Below are 17,198 nucleotides of genomic sequence, written 5' to 3' on the forward strand. Positions count from 1 at the left end.
AGCCATGTCTGTGTCCGTGGAACCGACGACCGCCGCACCCGACCGCGACGAGACCGCGCAGGCGTTGCGACCGCACGCCGAGCACGCCTTCGCGGACGAACTCGCCGCGCTCGCCGCGCAGGACGACCGCCCGCGCCCCGCCCGCTGGAAGCTGTCGCCGTGGGCGGTGGCGACGTACCTGCTCGGCGGCACCCTGCCGGACGGCACGGTGATCACACCCAAGTACGTGGGCCCGCGCCGCATCGTCGAGGTCGCCGTCACCACGCTGGCCACCGACCGCGCCCTGCTCCTGCTCGGCGTGCCCGGCACCGCCAAGACCTGGGTGTCGGAACACCTGGCCGCCGCCGTCAGCGGCGACTCGACCCTGCTGGTGCAGGGCACGGCCGGCACCCCGGAGGAGGCGATCCGGTACGGCTGGAACTACGCGCAGCTCCTCGCCCACGGCCCGAGCCGCGACGCCCTGGTGCCCAGTCCCGTCATGCGCGCCATGGCCGAGGGCATGACGGCGCGGGTGGAGGAGCTGACCCGTATCCCGGCCGACGTGCAGGACACGCTGATCACGATCCTGTCCGAGAAGACCCTGCCCGTCCCCGAGCTGGGCGAGGAGGTCCAGGCGGTCCGCGGGTTCAACCTCATCGCCACCGCCAACGACCGCGACCGCGGGGTCAACGACCTCTCCAGCGCGCTGCGCCGCCGCTTCAACACCGTGGTGCTGCCCCTGCCGGAGAGCGCCGACGCCGAGGTCGACATCGTCACCCGCCGGGTCGAGCAGCTCGGCCGCTCCCTCGACCTGCCGGCCGCGCCCGACGGCATCGAGGAGATCCGCCGGGTCGTCACCGTCTTCCGCGAGCTGCGCGACGGCGTCACCGCCGACGGCCGTACGAAGCTGAAGTCGCCCAGCGGCACGCTGTCCACGGCGGAGGCGATCTCCGTCGTCACGGGGGGCCTCGCGCTCGCCACCCACTTCGGCGACGGCGTGCTGCGGCCGGGAGACGTCGCCGCCGGCATCCTCGGCGCCGTCGTCCGGGACCCGGCGGCCGACCGGGTCGTCTGGCAGGAGTACCTGGAAACCGTCGTCCGCGAGCGCGAGGGCTGGACCGACTTCTACCGCGCCTGCCGCGAGGTGAGCGCATGACCGGCACCGGCGGGAGCACGGTGTTCGCCTCCGGGCCGCTGCTGCTCGGGGTGCGGCACCACGGGCCCGGCTCCTCGCGCGCGGTGCGGGCCGCGCTGGACGCCGCGTGTCCGGCCGCCGTGCTGATCGAGGGCCCGCCCGAGGCCGACGCGCTGATCCCGCTGGCCGCCGACCCGGGCCTGCGGCCCCCGGTCGCCCTGCTCGCCCACGCCGTGGACGAGCCCGGCCGCTCGGCCTTCTGGCCGTTCGCCGAGTTCAGCCCCGAGTGGGTGGCCATCCGCTGGGCCCTGGAACACGGTGTCCCGGCCCGCTTCATCGACCTGCCGGCCACGCACACGCTCGCGTGGGAGCGGGACGGGGACGGGGCCGACGCGGACGGGTCCGACGGGGACGGGGACGAGGCGGTCCGTGTCGACCCCCTCGCCGCACTGGCCGAGGCCGCCGGGTACGACGACCCCGAGCGCTGGTGGGAGGACGTCGTCGAGCACCGGGGGCCGGGCGCGGGGGATCCCTTCGCGCCGTTCGCGGCGGTGGCGGACGCGATGGGTGCGCTGCGCGAGCGCTACGGCGTCGGCGGACGCGACCGCGACCTGGTCCGCGAGGCGTACATGCGGCTCCGGCTGCGCGACGCGCGCAAGGAGTTCGGGGACGCCGTGGCCGTGGTGTGCGGGGCCTGGCACGTGCCCGCGCTGCGCGAGAAGACGAAAGTCACCGCCGACCGGGCGCTGCTGCGGGGCCTGCCCAAGGTCAGGACCGACCTGACCTGGGTGCCGTGGACGCACCGCAGGCTGGCCCGGGCCGGCGGATACGGCGCGGGCATCGACTCGCCGGGCTGGTACGGGCATCTGTTCCGGGCCCCGGACCGGCCGGTCGAGCGCTGGCTGACCAAGGTCGCCAGGCTGTTGCGCGAGGAGGACCGGATCGTGTCCTCCGCGCACGTCATCGAGGCCGTCCGGCTCGCGGAGACCCTGGCGGCGCTGCGGGGCCGCCCGCTGCCCGGCCTCGGCGAGACCACGGACGCGGTGCGCGCGGTGCTGTGCGAGGGCTCGGACGTGCCGCTGGCGCTGGTGCACGACCGGCTGGTGGTCGGCGACGTCCTCGGCGAGGTCCCGGAGTCGGCGCCCGCGGTGCCGCTCCAGCGCGACCTGGCCCGGCAGCAGCGCTCGCTCCGGCTCAAGCCCGAGGCACTGGAGCGCGAGCTGGAACTGGACCTGCGCGGGGACACCGACGCCGGCCGCAGCAGGCTGCTGCACCGGCTCCGGCTGCTCGGCGTCGGCTGGGGGGAGCCGGCCCGGTCGCGGGGGAGCACGGGCACCTTCCGGGAGACCTGGCGGCTGCGCTGGGAACCCGAACTGTCCGTGCGGGTCGCCGAGGCGGGCGTGTGGGGGACGACCGTACAGGCGGCGGCACAGGCCAAGGCGGAGGCGGACGCGGCGGCGGCGCGCGCCCTGGCCGACGTCACCGCGCTCGCCGAGCAGTGCCTGCTGGCCGGTCTGACGGACGCGCTGCCCGTCGTCATGCGGGTGCTCGCCGACCGGGCGGCCCTGGACACCGACGTCGGCCACCTCGCCCAGGCCCTGCCCGCCCTGGTCCGCTCACTGCGCTACGGCGACGTGCGCGGCACCGACACCCGCGCGCTGGCCGAGGTAGCGGCAGGCCTCGCCGAACGCGTCTTCGTCGGCCTGCCCCCCGCCTGCACCGCACTCGACGCGGACGCGGCGGAGGAGATGCGCGGCCATGTGGACGCCGTACACACGGCGGTCGGGCTGCTCACGGAGAGCTTGGCGGGGGCCCCGGTGGGACGCGAGGGGGCTGCCGCGGCTGCCGCCGGTGCGTCTGCGGTGGGCGGTGGTGATGGCAGCCGTGCGTCGGCGGCGGCGGGACCGGTCGGCGCCGATGAGGCAGCCGCGCGTATCGAGGGTGGTGTCGGGGAGGCTGCCGGTGGGCCGGTGACCGGCGAGGGGGCTGCCGCCGGTGCGTCGGTGGGGCGTGGCGGGGACGTTGCCGGCGTCCCCGCGGTCGGCGGTGGTGAGGGTGCCCGTGGGTCGGTGGCAGGACCGGTCGGTGTTGAGGGGCCAGCCGGGGGTGCCGGGGGCGGCTCCGGTGCGTCCGTCGAGGGGGCCCGGGGCGGGGAGGGGGACGCTTGTCTCTCCGCGGACGGGGGTGAGGGCGACGTCGGCGCCCACGCAGCGGGAACCGGGGCCGATGGTGGCGCCGAGGCTCGCGACGGGCACCGTCCGCATGCCGCCGGTCGGGGTGGGCTGCGGGAGCGTTGGCGGGGGGTGTTGCGGGTGCTGGCTGTGCGGGAGAACACGCCCGGGGTGATCCGGGGGCGGGCCGTGCGGCTGTTGCTGGACGAGGGGGCGCTGCCGTCCGAGGAGGTCGCCCGGCTGATGGGGCTGGTGCTCTCGCCGGGCACGCCGCCCGCCGCTGCCGCCGCCTGGGTCGAGGGCTTCGCCGGGGGCGGGGGCGGACTGCTGCTGGTGCACGACGAGCGGCTGCTCGGTCTGCTCGACAGCTGGCTGACCGGGGTGCCGGCGGAGGCCTTCACGGACGTGCTGCCGCTGCTGCGGCGCACCTTCGCGGCGTACGAGCCGGGGGTGCGCAGAACCCTCGGCGAGCTGATCCGGCGCGGGCCCGGGAACCGGCCCGGCGGGGCCGCCGCCCAGGGAGCCTCGGTGCCCGGCTTCGCCGCCGAACCGGACACCGGACGCGCCGACGCCGTCCTGCCGGTGCTGCGGCTGCTGCTCGGCCTGGACGCGGACCACGAGACGACACACGACAGGACACGGGGCGACTGCCTCGCGGGGGTGGGCACATGACGCACACAACGCCGGTAAGGGATGCAACGGACACCATGGACGCCACCGGCACCACGGACCCCGCCCGGGAGCGCCTCCGGCGATGGCGGCTGGTGCTGGGCGGAGATCAGGCCGACGGCACCGGATGCGCGCTGTCCGGCCGGGACGCGGCGATGGACGGCACGCTGGCCGCGCTCTACGGCAGGAGCGACAAACCGCAGTCGGGCCGGGACCGGTCGGCGGGGCTCGGTGCCTCGGCGCCGTCCGTGGCGCGCTGGCTCGGCGACATCCGCAGCTACTTCCCGTCCTCCGTCGTCCAGGTCATGCAGCGCGACGCCATCGACCGGCTCGGTCTCGCCTCCCTGCTGCTGGAGCCGGAGATGCTGGAGGCGGTGGAGGCCGACGTGCACCTGGTCGGCACGCTGCTCTCGCTGCACAAGGCGATGCCGGAGACGACGAGGGAGACGGCCCGCGCGGTCGTGCGCGAGGTGGTCGAGGACCTGGAGAAGCGGCTCGCCACCCGCACCCGGGCCACCCTCACCGGCGCCCTGGACCGCAGCGCCCGCGTCACCCGTCCGCGCCACCACGACATCGACTGGAACCGCACCATCGCGGCCAACCTCAAGCACTACCTCCCCGAGTACCGCACGGTCGTACCGGAACGGCTCGTCGGCTACGGGCGGGCGGCGCAGTCGGTGAAGAAGGAGGTCGTGCTCTGCATCGACCAGTCCGGGTCGATGGCGGCATCCGTGGTGTACGCGTCCGTGTTCGGCGCGGTCCTCGCCTCGATGCGGTCGATCAGCACCCGGCTGGTCGTCTTCGACACGGCGGTCGTCGACCTCACCGACCAGCTGGACGACCCCGTCGACGTGCTCTTCGGCACCCAGCTCGGCGGCGGCACGGACATCAACCGGGCGCTCGCCTACTGCCAGGCGCAGATCACCCGGCCGGCCGAGACCGTCGTCGTACTGATCAGCGACCTCTACGAGGGCGGCATCCGCAACGAGATGTTGAAGCGGGTCGCGGCGATGAAGGCGTCCGGGGTGCAGTTCGTGGCGCTGCTGGCGCTGTCGGACGAGGGGGCACCCGCCTACGACCGCGACCACGCGGCGGCGCTCGCCGCGCTCGGCGCACCGGCCTTCGCCTGCACGCCCGACCTGTTCCCCGAGGTGATGGCCGCCGCGCTGGAGAAGCGGCCCCTGCCGATACCCGACCCGGCGTGAGTGGAACCGGCCTCGCGCGGGCACCCGGTGGACAGCCGGGCGCAGTGCCCGGAACAGCTCCGCGGGGTGACCGGTCCGGGCGGTCGAAAGCCGTCGGCCCGTCCGGGCGGAGCCGCGCGGAGGGGGTGGGTGGTCCCCATTGGGGTGGGGATCAAGCGCCCCCGGGCCCCGGTCGACCGGGGCCGCCAGGGGGTCTCACCGGGTCAACCCCAGCCCGGTGAGGCCTCGCACAACGCCCGTACCGGATTCATAGACGGCACTCTGTGCCAGGGAACCCGGCATCATGTGACAGGTATCACCGCTCAGGTGTGACCCGCGATTTAGAGGGCCCCCGCAAGCAGCGATAACCTGCGAGACGGACATGCCGCGCGCTCGGACACCGTGTGCGCTTCCCTTGTGACAGCGGACGTCACGTTGCCCTTCGCGGCACGCCCACGCATCCAACGAACCGCGAGATCACTGATAGGGACGGAAGCGCGTGGACCTGTTCGAGTACCAGGCGAGGGACCTCTTCGCCAAGCACGATGTACCGGTGCTGGCCGGTGAAGTCATCGACACGCCTGAGGCGGCGCGCGCGATCACGGAGCGTCTGGGCGGCAAGTCCGTCGTCAAGGCGCAGGTGAAGGTCGGTGGCCGCGGCAAGGCTGGCGGTGTCAAGCTGGCCGCCACCCCGGACGAGGCCGTCGCCCGCGCGACGGACATCCTCGGCATGGACATCAAGGGCCACACGGTCCACAAGGTCATGATCGCCGAGACCGCTCCGGAGATCATCGAGGAGTACTACGTCTCCTTCCTCCTCGACCGTGCCAACCGCACGTTCCTCTCCATCGCCTCCGTCGAGGGCGGCATGGAGATCGAGGAGGTGGCGGCCACCCGTCCGGAGGCCGTCGCCAAGATCGCGATCGACCCGATCGACGGTGTGGACGAGGCCAAGGCCCGCGAGATCGTGGAGGCCGCCAAGTTCCCGGCCGAGGTCGCGGACAAGGTCGTCAACGTCCTGATCAAGCTGTGGGACACCTTCATCAAGTCGGACGCCCTCCTGGTCGAGGTCAACCCGCTCGCGAAGGTCGCCTCCGGTGACGTCCTCGCCCTCGACGGCAAGGTGTCGCTGGACGACAACGCCGAGTTCCGTCACCCCGAGTACGAGGAGCTCCACGACAAGGCCGCGGCCAACCCGCTCGAGGCCGCTGCCAAGGAGAAGGGCCTCAACTACGTCAAGCTCGACGGCGAGGTCGGCATCATCGGCAACGGCGCGGGTCTCGTCATGAGCACCCTGGACGTCGTCGCGTACGCCGGTGAGCAGCACGGTGGCGTCAAGCCCGCCAACTTCCTGGACATCGGCGGTGGCGCCTCGGCCCAGGTGATGGCGAACGGCCTGGAGATCATCCTGGGCGACCCGGACGTCAAGTCCGTCTTCGTCAACGTCTTCGGTGGCATCACCGCCTGTGACGAGGTCGCCAACGGCATCGTCCAGGCCCTGAAGCTCCTGGAGGACCGGGGCGAGAAGGTCGAGAAGCCGCTCGTCGTCCGCCTCGACGGCAACAACGCCGAGCTGGGCCGGAAGATCCTCACCGACGCCAACCACCCGCTGGTGCAGCGCGTCGACACCATGGACGGCGCGGCCGACAAGGCCGCCGAGCTGGCCCACGCCGCCAAGTAAGCACTCAGGACGAGGACACAACACACCATGGCTATCTGGCTCAACAAGGACAGCAAGGTCATCGTCCAGGGCATGACCGGCGCCACGGGCATGAAGCACACCAAGCTCATGCTCGGTGACGGCACGAACGTCGTGGGCGGCGTGAACCCGCGCAAGGCGGGTCAGACCGTGGACTTCGACGGCACCGAGGTACCCGTCTTCGGGACCGTCAAGGAGGCCATCGAGAAGACCGGCGCCAACGTCTCCGTCATCTTCGTGCCGGAGAAGTTCACCAAGGACGCGGTCGTCGAGGCCATCGACGCCGAGATCCCGCTGGCCGTCGTGATCACCGAGGGCATCGCCGTGCACGACACGGCCGCCTTCTGGGCGTACGCCGGCAAGAAGGGCAACAAGACCCGCATCATCGGCCCGAACTGCCCCGGCATCATCACCCCGGGCCAGTCGAACGTCGGCATCATCCCGGGCGACATCACCAAGCCGGGCCGCATCGGTCTGGTGTCGAAGTCCGGCACGCTGACGTACCAGATGATGTACGAGCTGCGGGACATCGGCTTCTCCACCGCCGTCGGTATCGGTGGTGACCCGATCATCGGCACCACGCACATCGACGCGCTCGCCGCGTTCCAGGAGGACCCCGACACCGACCTCATCGTGATGATCGGTGAGATCGGTGGCGACGCCGAGGAGCGCGCGGCCGCGTTCATCAAGGAGAACGTGACCAAGCCGGTCGTCGGTTACGTCGCGGGCTTCACCGCGCCCGAGGGCAAGACCATGGGTCACGCCGGCGCCATCGTCTCCGGCTCTTCCGGCACCGCACAGGCCAAGAAGGAGGCCCTGGAGGCCGCGGGCGTCAAGGTCGGCAAGACCCCGACCGAGACGGCCAAGCTCGCTCGCGAGATCCTGAGCGCCTGAGCTTCCCGGCTCGCCGTCGGCAGGCCAGGCCTGCCCGGGTAGGCCCGTCCCCTTCGCCGGGGCGGGCCTACCGGCGTTCCCGCGCCCGCAGGCTCACCGCGCCCGCAGGCTCACCGCGCCCGCAGGCTCACCGCGCCCGCAGGCTCACCGCGCCTGCGGGAACACCCGCTCCGGGCCGCTCGACTCCGAGCGGTGCAGCTTGGCCCGCAGGGCCAGTTCCTCCCGGGACAGCGGCCCCAGGCCGGCCGGTGGCGGGACTCCCTGTACCGCCTGGGCCGGGGCCACCGGCGCCTCGTAGCGGGTCGGTGCCGTCCGCAGCGTGAGGGCCGTGGCGCCGATGATCGTGACCGTGAAGGCGATGGCGGCCCGGGTCCAGAAGACGTTGCGGCGTTCGCACCCGGTCCGCACCAGCGTCGGCCCGGCCGCGCGCAGGTGCTCCGCCGAGGCCAGTTCGCGCAGTCGGCGGTGCAGCTCGGCGGGGTCGGCCAGTTCCGGCAGCCGCGCGGCCACGGCCTCGCGCGCGTGGGTCAGCCGGTTGGCGGCGGCCGGGGTGCTCGCCTCCGTCTCCGCCGCCGTCTCCGGAAGGTCGAGCCCCACACCGTCGTACAGGACGAGCGTGCGCCGGTACGGCGCCGGCAGCCCGAGCAGGGTGTGCAGCAGTTCCCGGTGGGCCGGGTCGGCGGGCGGGGGTTCCGGCGACCGGTAGCGGGGGCGGAAGCGGTGCCAGGGGGAGAGGGCGCAGTCGTACGCCACCGCCCGTACCCAGCCGGCCGGGTCCCGGTCCCGGGCCACCTCGGGCCAGCGCTGCCAGGCCAGCTGGAAGGCCTGCTCCACGGACTCGCGGGCCAGCTCCCGGCGCCCGGTGAGCAGATAGGTCTGCCGTACGAGGGCGGGGGCGCAGAACGCGTACAGCGCGTCGAAGGCCTGAGCGGGCGTCAGGCTCACCAGTGCCGAGGGTTCCTGAGGGGCCGTCGGCTCGGGGCTCTGTGTCGTCGTCACCATGCACCCTTCCGTACGAAAAAGAACATAAACGTATATTGAGCGACACATCGGAGGTTCGCCTGTTACGACGGGAAAGCGCGTGTCGTTGGGAGCATGGCGTGCGTGACCCAGATGACCGCTCGTCGCTCGTCGTCCTCGCCCCTGCTCTCCCGGATGCGCGACCGCTCGCCCGGTTTCGGCGCGAGCCTGCTGGGCGGTGCCGTCGCGGCCGGACTGGGCCTCGGTTCGTCCGCGGTGCTCGTGATGATGCTGTGGGTCAGCTCGCCGTACCCGGACAGCGGACCGGACGGGGCGCTGCACATCGCCGCCGCCCTGTGGCTGCTGGCGCACGGCGTGGAACTGGTCCGCACCGACACGCTCACCGGCGCGCCGATGCCCGTCGGCATCACCCCGCTGCTGCTGCTCGCCCTGCCGCTGTGGCTGGTGTACCGGGCGGCGCGGGACGCCACCGAGGCGTCCGCCGAGCCGGACGGCCCCCCGCCGGTACGGGCGCGTACCGCGTGGACGGGCGTGGTCCTCGGCTATCTGGGGGTGGGCGCCGCCGCGGCGCTGTACTGCGCCGGCGGCGAACTGCGTCCCGAGTGGACCTGGGTGACGGTGTGCCTGCCGCTCGTCACGGCGAGCGCGGCCGGCGCCGGGGCCTGGTCGGCGTACGGCCATCCGCACCAGCCCCTGCGTCGCGTGCTGATGGTGCTGCCCGGGCCGGTGCGGCGGCTGGTGTTCGGCACGGACGCGCGGGCACGGCTGGGCGCGGCCGTACGCGCCGCCGGTGCCGCCACGGCGGTGCTCTTCGGGGGCGGCGCGCTGCTCGTCGGGGTGTCCCTGGTGTGGCACGGCGAGCCGGCGCGGGCGTCGTTCCTGCAGCTCACGGAGGGCTGGACGGGACGGTTCGCGGTGCTGCTGCTCGGCATCGCCCTGGTCCCCAACGCGGCGGTCTGGGCCGCGTCCTACGCGCTCGGCCCCGGCTTCCTCCTCGGCACCGGACACCTGGTCCACCCGCTCGCCTCCGACCCCGCGCCGCTGCTGCCGCCGTTCCCGCTGCTGGCCGCGGTGCCGGACCCGGGCGCCGGTACGCCGCAGAACTGGGCGGCGGGCGTGGTTCCGGCGGTGGCCGGGATGACGGCGGGGTGGTTCGTGGCGCGGGCGGCCGTGCGGCGGGAGTCCGGTGCGCCGGCGCGGGCCCGCTGGTCGGCCGGCCGGACCGCCGGGGTGGTGCTGCTGACGGCGCTGTTCTGCGCCTCGGCCCTCGCCCTGCTCGCCGAACTGGCGGGCGGCCCGCTGGGTGTGGCCGCGCTGGCCCGCCTCGGCCCGCTGTGGTGGCGGACCGGGGGTGCGGCCGGGGCCTGGACGCTGGTGTTCGCGCTGCCGACGGCACTGAGCGCACGCGTCTGGCGGCTGCGCGGCCGTCGCCGGCACACCGGCGGCATCCCGGCACAGGGCACGGAGACGGCGGGTACGGCCGCGAAGGCGGCGCAGGGCGGAAAGGCGGCGCAGGGCGGAAAGGCGGCCGTACAGCCGACGGCGGCGACGGCGGAAGCGGCGACGGCGGCCGGGGAGACAGCGGCTGGCGGTACGGCGGCTGGCGGTACGGCGGCTGGCGGTACGGCGGCCGGGGAGCCAGCGGCTGGCGGTACGGCGGCTGGGGAGAAGGGCGGGGCCGGAGAAGCGGAAGGCGCTGGAGCGGGGGCGGCCCCGGCGCCGGACGCGGACACGGGGGACGGCGGGGGCGCGTCCGGGTTCAGGCTGTGGGGCAGGAGCAGGGGCGCCGGCAAGGGGGGCACGCCCGCTCGGACGGGTGCCGCGGCCGGTACGGCGGACGCGGCCGAGGAGGAGCCGTACGAGATCCTCCCCGGCGAGGACACGTTCCCGTCCTCGTTCCCGGCGCCCTTCCCGACCTCCTTCACCGAGCCGTTCCCCGCGGGCTGGCACGACGACGTCGCCCGGGCCTCCCGCTGGGCGGCCCTGAAGGAGGCCGCGGCCGTCGAGCCGCAGCCCGACGCCGCCCCGAGCCCGGGCCCCCGTCCCGATCCCCGTCCCGATTCGCGCCCGGACTCCGGCGAGTGAGAGACCTCAGTCGTTCTCGACGCCCAGGATGCCGCGCAGCTCTTGGGGCAGCAGGGTCTCGCAGGACTGCTTGGCCTCGTGGGTGAGGGCGTCGTTCACGCAGGTGTAGTAGTCGCGGTAGACGAGCTGGACGGTGAAGGTCGACGCCACCAGGACCAGGGCCAGGGACGCCGTGACCAGACCGCTGACGGCCGCCGTCGTCTGGGGCTTGCCGGACGGGGCCGCCGGGGTGTCCGGGGCCGGCCGGCGCGGCTTGGCGCGCAGCGCGCTGCTTCCCCAGTACAGGGCCAGCGCACCCAGCAGCAGCGCTACGTACGGCCAGCTGAACAGGGCGAAGAAGACCGCCCACATGCCGGAGAGCAGGGCGTACCGCGCGCGGCGCTGGGCCGGGTCCGTCGGGTCCCAGCGCATGCCGGGGCCGGCCGGTCCGCCGGGGCCCTGCGGACCACCGCCCGGCCGCTCACCGAAGCCGCCGGGGGAGCGCCCGGGCTGCCGGTCACTCCACTGACTCCCCCAGGGAGAGCCACCGCCCGGTCCCTGACCGCCGCCCGGTCCCTGACCGTTGCCCGACCCCTGATCGCCGCCGGGCCACTGACCGCCCCCGGGACCCGGACCGTGGCCCTGCCCCTGGCCGTGACCCTGCCCTTGTCCGTTCCCCTGTCCCTGCCCGTGCCACTGCCCCTGCCACTGCCCCGGACCAGTGCCGTATCCCGGCCCCGAGCCGTACCCCGGACCCGAGCCCGCGCCATGCCCCTGACCCGCGCCGCCGGACGCACCCCCGGGATGACGCGGCTGCCACGGCCGGTCCGGAGCACCCTCCGGCGGCGGCGCGAACGGATTGTCGTCCTGCCGCTCACCACCGCTCCCGGAGCCGCCCCAGCCAGGACCGCCCGAGCCACCCTGCCCGGCACCGCCGTGCCCCGAGCCGTCCCGGGGGGACTCCGTCGGCGGTGAGGTCGGGCGTTCCCGCAGCAGGGCTGCGCCGCCCTCGCCCCCCTGGGCCGGGCGCGGCGGGAACGTGAGGAGTCGCAGGCTGCGATCGGGCATCAAAAGAGCGTCTTCCCCTAGGTGACTACGGCAGTCCGTCGTGAGCTTCCACCCCGTGAACGCACCGCACGACCACCGCGTTCCCGAGGCTGCTCCTTCGTGACTCCTTGCGAACGCTACCGTCCGGCCGGCCACCCGTCCCGAGGGGCCCTTCCCGAGTGCCGGTATCGTTGCTGGCGGTCGGCCGCTTCGTAGACTTCCCCGTATAACGGGGCGCGAAGCATTCGTACGACTGTACAAACCGCCCGGCCGGTCGACGGCCGTGCACGGATCGCAACCCGAGAAAGGGCCCCATCGTGGCCGCCACCACCCCTGGCCCCGCGGTCAAGCGCCTCGTCGTGCTGGTCTCCGGATCCGGCACCAACCTGCAGGCGCTCCTGGACGAGATCGCCGCCGTCGGCGCCGAGGCGTACGGCGCTCAGGTCGTGGCCGTGGGTGCGGACCGCGACGGCATCGAGGGGCTGGCCCGCGCCGAGCGCGCCGGGATCACCACCTTCGTGCGGAAGGTGAAGGACTACAGCTCCCGCGAGGAGTGGGACGCGGCGCTCGCCGAGGCCGTGGCCGCCCACCAGCCCGACCTGGTCGTCTCCGCCGGCTTCATGAAGATCGTGGGCAAGGAGTTCCTGGCCCGCTTCGGCGGACGCTTCGTCAACACCCACCCCGCCCTGCTCCCCAGTTTTCCCGGCGCCCACGGCGTCCGTGACGCGCTCGCGTACGGCGCCAAGGTCACCGGCTGCACCGTCCACTTCGTTGACGACGGCGTCGACACCGGCCCGATCATCGCGCAGGGCGTGGTCGAGGTCCGGGACGAGGACGACGAGAGCGCGCTGCACGAGCGCATCAAGGAAGTCGAGCGAAGGCTGCTCGTAGAGGTCGTGGGGCGGCTCGCCCGCAACGGCTATCGCATTGAGGGACGAAAGGTAGTTATCCAGTGACCGCCGAGAGCAACAAGCGGGCCATCCGTCGCGCACTCGTCAGCGTCTACGACAAGACCGGGCTCGAGGAGCTGGCCCGCGGGCTGCACGAGGCCGGTGTGGAGCTGGTCTCCACCGGGTCCACGGCCGGCCGGATCGCCGCCGCCGGCGTCCCCGTCACCAAGGTCGAGGAGCTGACCGGCTTCCCCGAGTGCCTGGACGGCCGGGTGAAGACGCTGCACCCGAAGGTGCACGCGGGCATCCTCGCCGACCTGCGCCTGGACAGCCACCGCGAGCAGCTCGCCGAGCTGGGCGTGGAGCCGTTCGACCTGGTCGTCGTCAACCTCTACCCGTTCCGGGAGACCGTCGCCTCCGGCGCCTCGCCCGACGACTGCGTCGAGCAGATCGACATCGGCGGCCCCTCGATGGTCCGCGCCGCCGCCAAGAACCACCCCTCGGTCGCCGTCGTCACCGACCCCGGCGCCTACCCGGCGGTCCTCCGGGCGGTCGAGGAGGGCGGGTTCACGCTGGAGCAGCGCAAGCGGTTCGCCGCCCAGGCGTTCCGGCACACGGCCGAGTACGACATCGCCGTCGCCTCCTGGTTCGCCTCCTCCTACGCCCCCGCGGACGACTCCCGGTTCCCCGACTTCCTCGGCACCACCCTGGAGCGCGCGCACACTCTGCGCTACGGCGAGAACCCGCACCAGCCCGCCGCCCTCTACACCTCCGGCGAGGGCGGGCTCGCGGCCGCCGAGCAGCTGCACGGCAAGGAGATGTCGTACAACAACTACACGGACACGGACGCCGCCCGCCGTGCCGCGTACGACCACGACGAGCCCTGTGTCGCGATCATCAAGCACGCCAACCCCTGCGGCATCGCGATCGGCGCGGACGTCGCCGAGGCGCACCGCAAGGCGCACGCCTGCGACCCGGTCTCCGCGTACGGCGGTGTGATCGCCGTGAACCGGCCGGTCAGCAAGGAGATGGCCGAGCAGGTCGCCGAGATCTTCACCGAGGTCATCGTGGCCCCGGACTACGAGGAGGGCGCGCTGGAGGCCCTCACCAAGAAGAAGAACATCCGCGTGCTGCGCTGCCCCGACGCCCCGGCCCAGCCGGTCGAGGTCAAGCCGATCGACGGCGGTGCGCTGCTCCAGGTCGCCGACCGGCTCCAGGCCGCGGGCGACGACCCGGCCAACTGGACGCTGGCCAGCGGTGAGGCGCTGGGCGAGGACGAGCTCCAGCAGCTCGCCTTCGCCTGGAAGGCCTGCCGTGCGGTGAAGTCCAACGCGATCCTGCTCGCCAAGGACGGCGCCTCCGTCGGCGTCGGCATGGGCCAGGTCAACCGCGTCGACTCCTGCAAGCTGGCCGTGGAGCGGGCCGGCGAGGAGCGGGCCCGGGGCGCCTACGCGGCCTCCGACGCCTTCTTCCCCTTCCCCGACGGCCCGGAGATCCTGATCGGCGCCGGTGTCCGGGCGATCGTCCAGCCGGGCGGTTCGATCCGGGACGAGCAGGTCGTGGAGGCCGCCAAGAAGGCGGGCGTGACCATGTACTTCACGGGCACGCGTCACTTCTTCCACTGATCGCCCACCGAGCGACCCGTTCCCTGCCCAAGAGGGGAGTTTTTCCCACCGACTTCGCCGCTCCCCGGCCACCACAATGAGGAGCCGGAGCAGGAGCAAGGGGAGGGAGCGGGGCGTATGGACGACCGTATGACGCAGCTCGGCGGGTTCCGCCCGCCGGAGCCGGTCAAAGGGTTCTCGGTGTCCGCGGGACTGACGGGCCTGCGCAGGGCGGTGACGCTGCACGGGATGTCGATCGCGGCCTTCGGCCGTTCGCTCGCCGTGTGCGGCGCGATCAGCCTGATGGGCCCGGGCCTCGGCCTGCTGCCACGGGCCATGGAGGGGGTGCGCCGGCTCGCCGCGCGGCAGCGGGAACTCGTCCGGCGCTGGGCGGGGGTGGAGATCCCGGGCCCGCCCGGGCCGCTGCCGCCCGCACCCGAGGGCGGCTCCGGGGTCGTGGCCCGCTACCGCTGGATCCTGAGCGACCCGCAGACCCGGCGGGAGTACGTCTGGGTGCTCACGGACCCGGTCGCCGGCGGACTCCTGGCCTTCCTCCCGCTCGCGCTGGTCCTCAGCGGCCTGTGGGGCGTCTTTCTGGCCTTCTTCGGGGTGCGGCTGTCCGCCGCGTGGGACGGCCTGTGGTACGGGTTCGTCCCGGTCGAGGGCCGGGCCACGGCGGTGCTCGCCGGCGTCCTGGGCCTGCTCCAGCTGCCGCTCGCCCTGTGGGCGGCCCCGCGCGTCGTCCGCCGGCACGGCCTGTACACCAGGGCGATGCTGGCACCGGGGGAGAGCGAGCTGATGGCCGGCCGGATCCGGCATCTGGCCGCCACCCGCTCCGCCGCCGTGGACACGCAGATGGCGGAGATCCGCCGGATCGAGCGCGACCTGCACGACGGCGCCCAGGCCCGGCTCGTGGCCATGGGCATGACCCTGGACGCGGCCGAGCGGCTGCTGGAGACCGACCCCGAGGCCGTACGCGACCTGCTGGCCGAGGCCCGGCAGTCCTCCTCGGCGGCGCTGGAGGAACTGCGCGACCTGGTCCGCGGCATCCACCCGCCGGTCCTCGCCGACCGCGGACTGACCGACGCCGTACGGGCGTTGGCCATGGTCTGCCCGGTCCGCACCGAGGTCCGGGCCGACCTGCCGGGCCGCCCGGAGATGCCCGTCGAGTCCGCCGCCTACTTCGCCGTGTCGGAGATCCTCGCCAACGTCGGCAAGCACGCGGGGGCCGAGCGGGCCTGGATCGAGCTGCGTCACGAGGGCGGGGCGCTCCGCATCACCGTGACCGACGACGGCCACGGCGGCGCCGACACCGCCCGCGGCACCGGCCTGCGGGGCATCGAACGGCGGCTCGCCACCTTCGACGGCGTGCTGGCCGTGAGCAGCCCGGCGGGCGGACCGACGATCGTGACGATGGAGATCCCGTGCGTATTGTCCTCGCCGAAGACCACTTCCTGCTGAGGGACGGGCTGATCCGCCTGCTCGGGGCCTACGGCCACGAGGTGGTGGCCGCCGTCGACAACGGCACCGAGCTGCTGGACGTACTGGGCCGGGAGCAGCCGGACGTCGCGGTCGTCGACGTCCGGCTCCCGCCGGACTTCACGGACGAGGGGCTGCGGGCCGTCCTCGCCGCCCGCGCCGAGAACCCGGAACTGCCGGTGCTGCTGCTCTCCCAGTACGTGGAACCGCTCTACGCCCGCGAGTTGCTCGCCACCGGCGGCCGGGGCGTCGGCTACCTGCTCAAGGACCGGGTCACCAACGGCGCCCAGTTCCTGGACGCCATCGAGCGGGTGGCCGCGGGCGGCACCGCCCTGGACCCCGAGGTCGTCTCCCGGCTGCTGGCCCGCAAGGAGCGGGACGCGTCCGTCGGCAGCCTCTCGCCACGGGAGCGCGAGGTCCTCGAACTCGTCGCCCAGGGACGCTCCAACGCGGGTATCGCCCAGGCCCTGTGCGTCACCGAGAAGGCCGTCGCCAAGCACATCGGCAACATCTTCATGAAGCTCGGCCTGCACCCCGCCGACACCGACAACCGGCGGGTGCTGGCCGTCCTCGCCCACCTGGACCAGTGACACACCCGGGCCGGCCCGGAAAACACGCCGGGCCGCACCCCGTCCGGACGGACGGAACGCGGCCCTGGAGTGTTCGGGCGCCCTGCAGGCTCAGTACCGCGGGCGGTTGAACCAGGCGGAGGCCGAGCTGGTGACCATCGACGCGAGGATGATGCCGGCGATCGCCAGCGAGATCAGCCCGCCGAAGGTGGCGGAACCGTTCCCGCCGCTCACCATGTTGCTGATGCCGCCGAGGATCATCAGCGCCGCGTAGACGATCGTGGTGACGCGGATGCCGCTGCCGCCGTTCTTGAACTTCACGCCCAGGAAGATCGACAGCGCGCCCAGCGCCAGCAGCAGGCCCGCGATGAGGAACCCGAGGCCGGCCAGGCCGTCGGTGCTGTCGCCGGAGCCGACCCCGTTGGACACGTCCTGGGCAGCGCCGATGAGGGCACCCGCGAGCAGGCCGAACAGGAGCTGGAAGCCGGCCAGGACGAACAGCAGCACCCGCGCCGTCTTCATCAGGCCGGGCATCTCCATCGGGACGCCGTAGCCGGGCTGCCCGAGCGGCGGGGCGGCCGGGTAGCCGTAACCGGCCTGACCCTGCGGGGCGGCGGGGTAGCCGTAACCGGGCTGGCCCTGCGGCTGCTGCGGCGGGTAGCCGGGCTGCTGGCCCTGCGGCGCGCCGTAGGGATTGTTCGGGTCGCCAAAACTCATGGCGGTCTTCCTCCGTTTGCTCAAGTGCGGGGACGACGCGCAGCACGGTTCGGAGGAATGTTCTACAGATGCGGTCCGTCCCCCCGGCACTGCCCGCGGCACTGTGTGCTCATCGT

At 73.7% G+C, this 17,198-nt stretch carries 12 protein-coding genes and 1 pseudogene; 10 read left to right on the forward strand and 3 right to left on the reverse strand.

Annotated elements, in window-relative coordinates; all coding sequences use genetic code 11:
- Positions 1-4: 4 nt before the first annotated feature.
- The 5 genes from ACZ4U1_RS22710 to sucD all read left to right on the forward strand — a co-directional run bounded on the left by ACZ4U1_RS22710 (position 5) and on the right by sucD (position 7,731).
- Positions 5-1,135, forward strand: a complete 1,131-nt coding sequence (locus ACZ4U1_RS22710; protein ID WP_467905477.1) for an ATP-binding protein — start codon at positions 5-7, stop codon at positions 1,133-1,135.
- On the forward strand, positions 1,132-3,957 hold the full coding sequence (locus tag ACZ4U1_RS22715; RefSeq protein ID WP_467905478.1) for a DUF5682 family protein: 2,826 nt from the start codon (positions 1,132-1,134) through the stop codon (positions 3,955-3,957). The genes ACZ4U1_RS22710 and ACZ4U1_RS22715 overlap by 4 nt, the downstream gene beginning before the upstream one ends.
- 35 nt (positions 3,958-3,992) lie before the next feature.
- On the forward strand, positions 3,993-5,159 hold the full coding sequence (locus tag ACZ4U1_RS22720) for a VWA domain-containing protein (RefSeq protein WP_467905479.1): 1,167 nt from the start codon (positions 3,993-3,995) through the stop codon (positions 5,157-5,159).
- Between the two features lie 478 nt (positions 5,160-5,637).
- On the forward strand, positions 5,638-6,819 hold the full coding sequence (gene sucC, locus ACZ4U1_RS22725) for an ADP-forming succinate--CoA ligase subunit beta (RefSeq protein WP_467905480.1): 1,182 nt from the start codon (positions 5,638-5,640) through the stop codon (positions 6,817-6,819).
- A gap of 27 nt (positions 6,820-6,846) precedes the next feature.
- Positions 6,847-7,731, forward strand: a complete 885-nt coding sequence (gene sucD / locus ACZ4U1_RS22730; protein WP_189298329.1) for a succinate--CoA ligase subunit alpha — start codon at positions 6,847-6,849, stop codon at positions 7,729-7,731.
- Between the two features lie 144 nt (positions 7,732-7,875).
- Here sucD and ACZ4U1_RS22735 read toward each other — a convergent pair whose 3' ends face one another.
- Positions 7,876-8,844 (reverse strand): SigE family RNA polymerase sigma factor, encoded by a 969-nt coding sequence (locus ACZ4U1_RS22735; protein ID WP_467905715.1) that lies wholly within the window; start codon positions 8,842-8,844, stop codon positions 7,876-7,878.
- Between ACZ4U1_RS22735 and ACZ4U1_RS22740 the strand changes: the two genes are divergently transcribed.
- Complete coding sequence (locus ACZ4U1_RS22740; RefSeq protein WP_467905481.1) at positions 8,827-10,797, forward strand: cell division protein PerM; 1,971 nt, start codon at positions 8,827-8,829, stop codon at positions 10,795-10,797. The genes ACZ4U1_RS22735 and ACZ4U1_RS22740 overlap by 18 nt on opposite strands.
- A 6-nt stretch (positions 10,798-10,803) precedes the next feature.
- Here ACZ4U1_RS22740 and ACZ4U1_RS22745 read toward each other — a convergent pair.
- Positions 10,804-11,370, reverse strand: a pseudogene (locus ACZ4U1_RS22745) (hypothetical protein); the annotation flags it as partial.
- A gap of 770 nt (positions 11,371-12,140) precedes the next feature.
- Between ACZ4U1_RS22745 and purN the strand changes: the two are divergent.
- From purN to ACZ4U1_RS22765, 4 genes are all read left to right on the forward strand, one after another.
- Complete coding sequence (purN, locus tag ACZ4U1_RS22750; RefSeq protein WP_467905482.1) at positions 12,141-12,779, forward strand: phosphoribosylglycinamide formyltransferase; 639 nt, start codon at positions 12,141-12,143, stop codon at positions 12,777-12,779.
- The gene (purH, locus tag ACZ4U1_RS22755) at positions 12,776-14,338 is read left to right on the forward strand and encodes a bifunctional phosphoribosylaminoimidazolecarboxamide formyltransferase/IMP cyclohydrolase (protein WP_467905483.1); all 1,563 of its coding nucleotides are present in this window, start codon (positions 12,776-12,778) and stop codon (positions 14,336-14,338) included. Before purN ends, purH begins: the two co-directional genes overlap by 4 nt.
- A 117-nt stretch (positions 14,339-14,455) precedes the next feature.
- A complete protein-coding gene (locus ACZ4U1_RS22760; RefSeq protein ID WP_467905484.1) occupies positions 14,456-15,778 on the forward strand; it encodes a sensor histidine kinase in 1,323 nt (440 codons plus the stop codon).
- A complete protein-coding gene (locus ACZ4U1_RS22765) occupies positions 15,742-16,386 on the forward strand; it encodes a LuxR C-terminal-related transcriptional regulator (RefSeq protein WP_467905485.1) in 645 nt (214 codons plus the stop codon). The genes ACZ4U1_RS22760 and ACZ4U1_RS22765 overlap by 37 nt, the downstream gene beginning before the upstream one ends.
- 90 nt (positions 16,387-16,476) lie before the next feature.
- On the opposite strand, the gene ACZ4U1_RS22770 is transcribed toward ACZ4U1_RS22765, so the two are convergent.
- Complete coding sequence (locus tag ACZ4U1_RS22770) at positions 16,477-17,082, reverse strand: hypothetical protein (protein ID WP_467905486.1); 606 nt, start codon at positions 17,080-17,082, stop codon at positions 16,477-16,479.
- Positions 17,083-17,198: the final 116 nt, after the last annotated feature.

The sequence above is a fragment of the Streptomyces sp. NPDC028928 genome, from assembly GCF_055564915.1.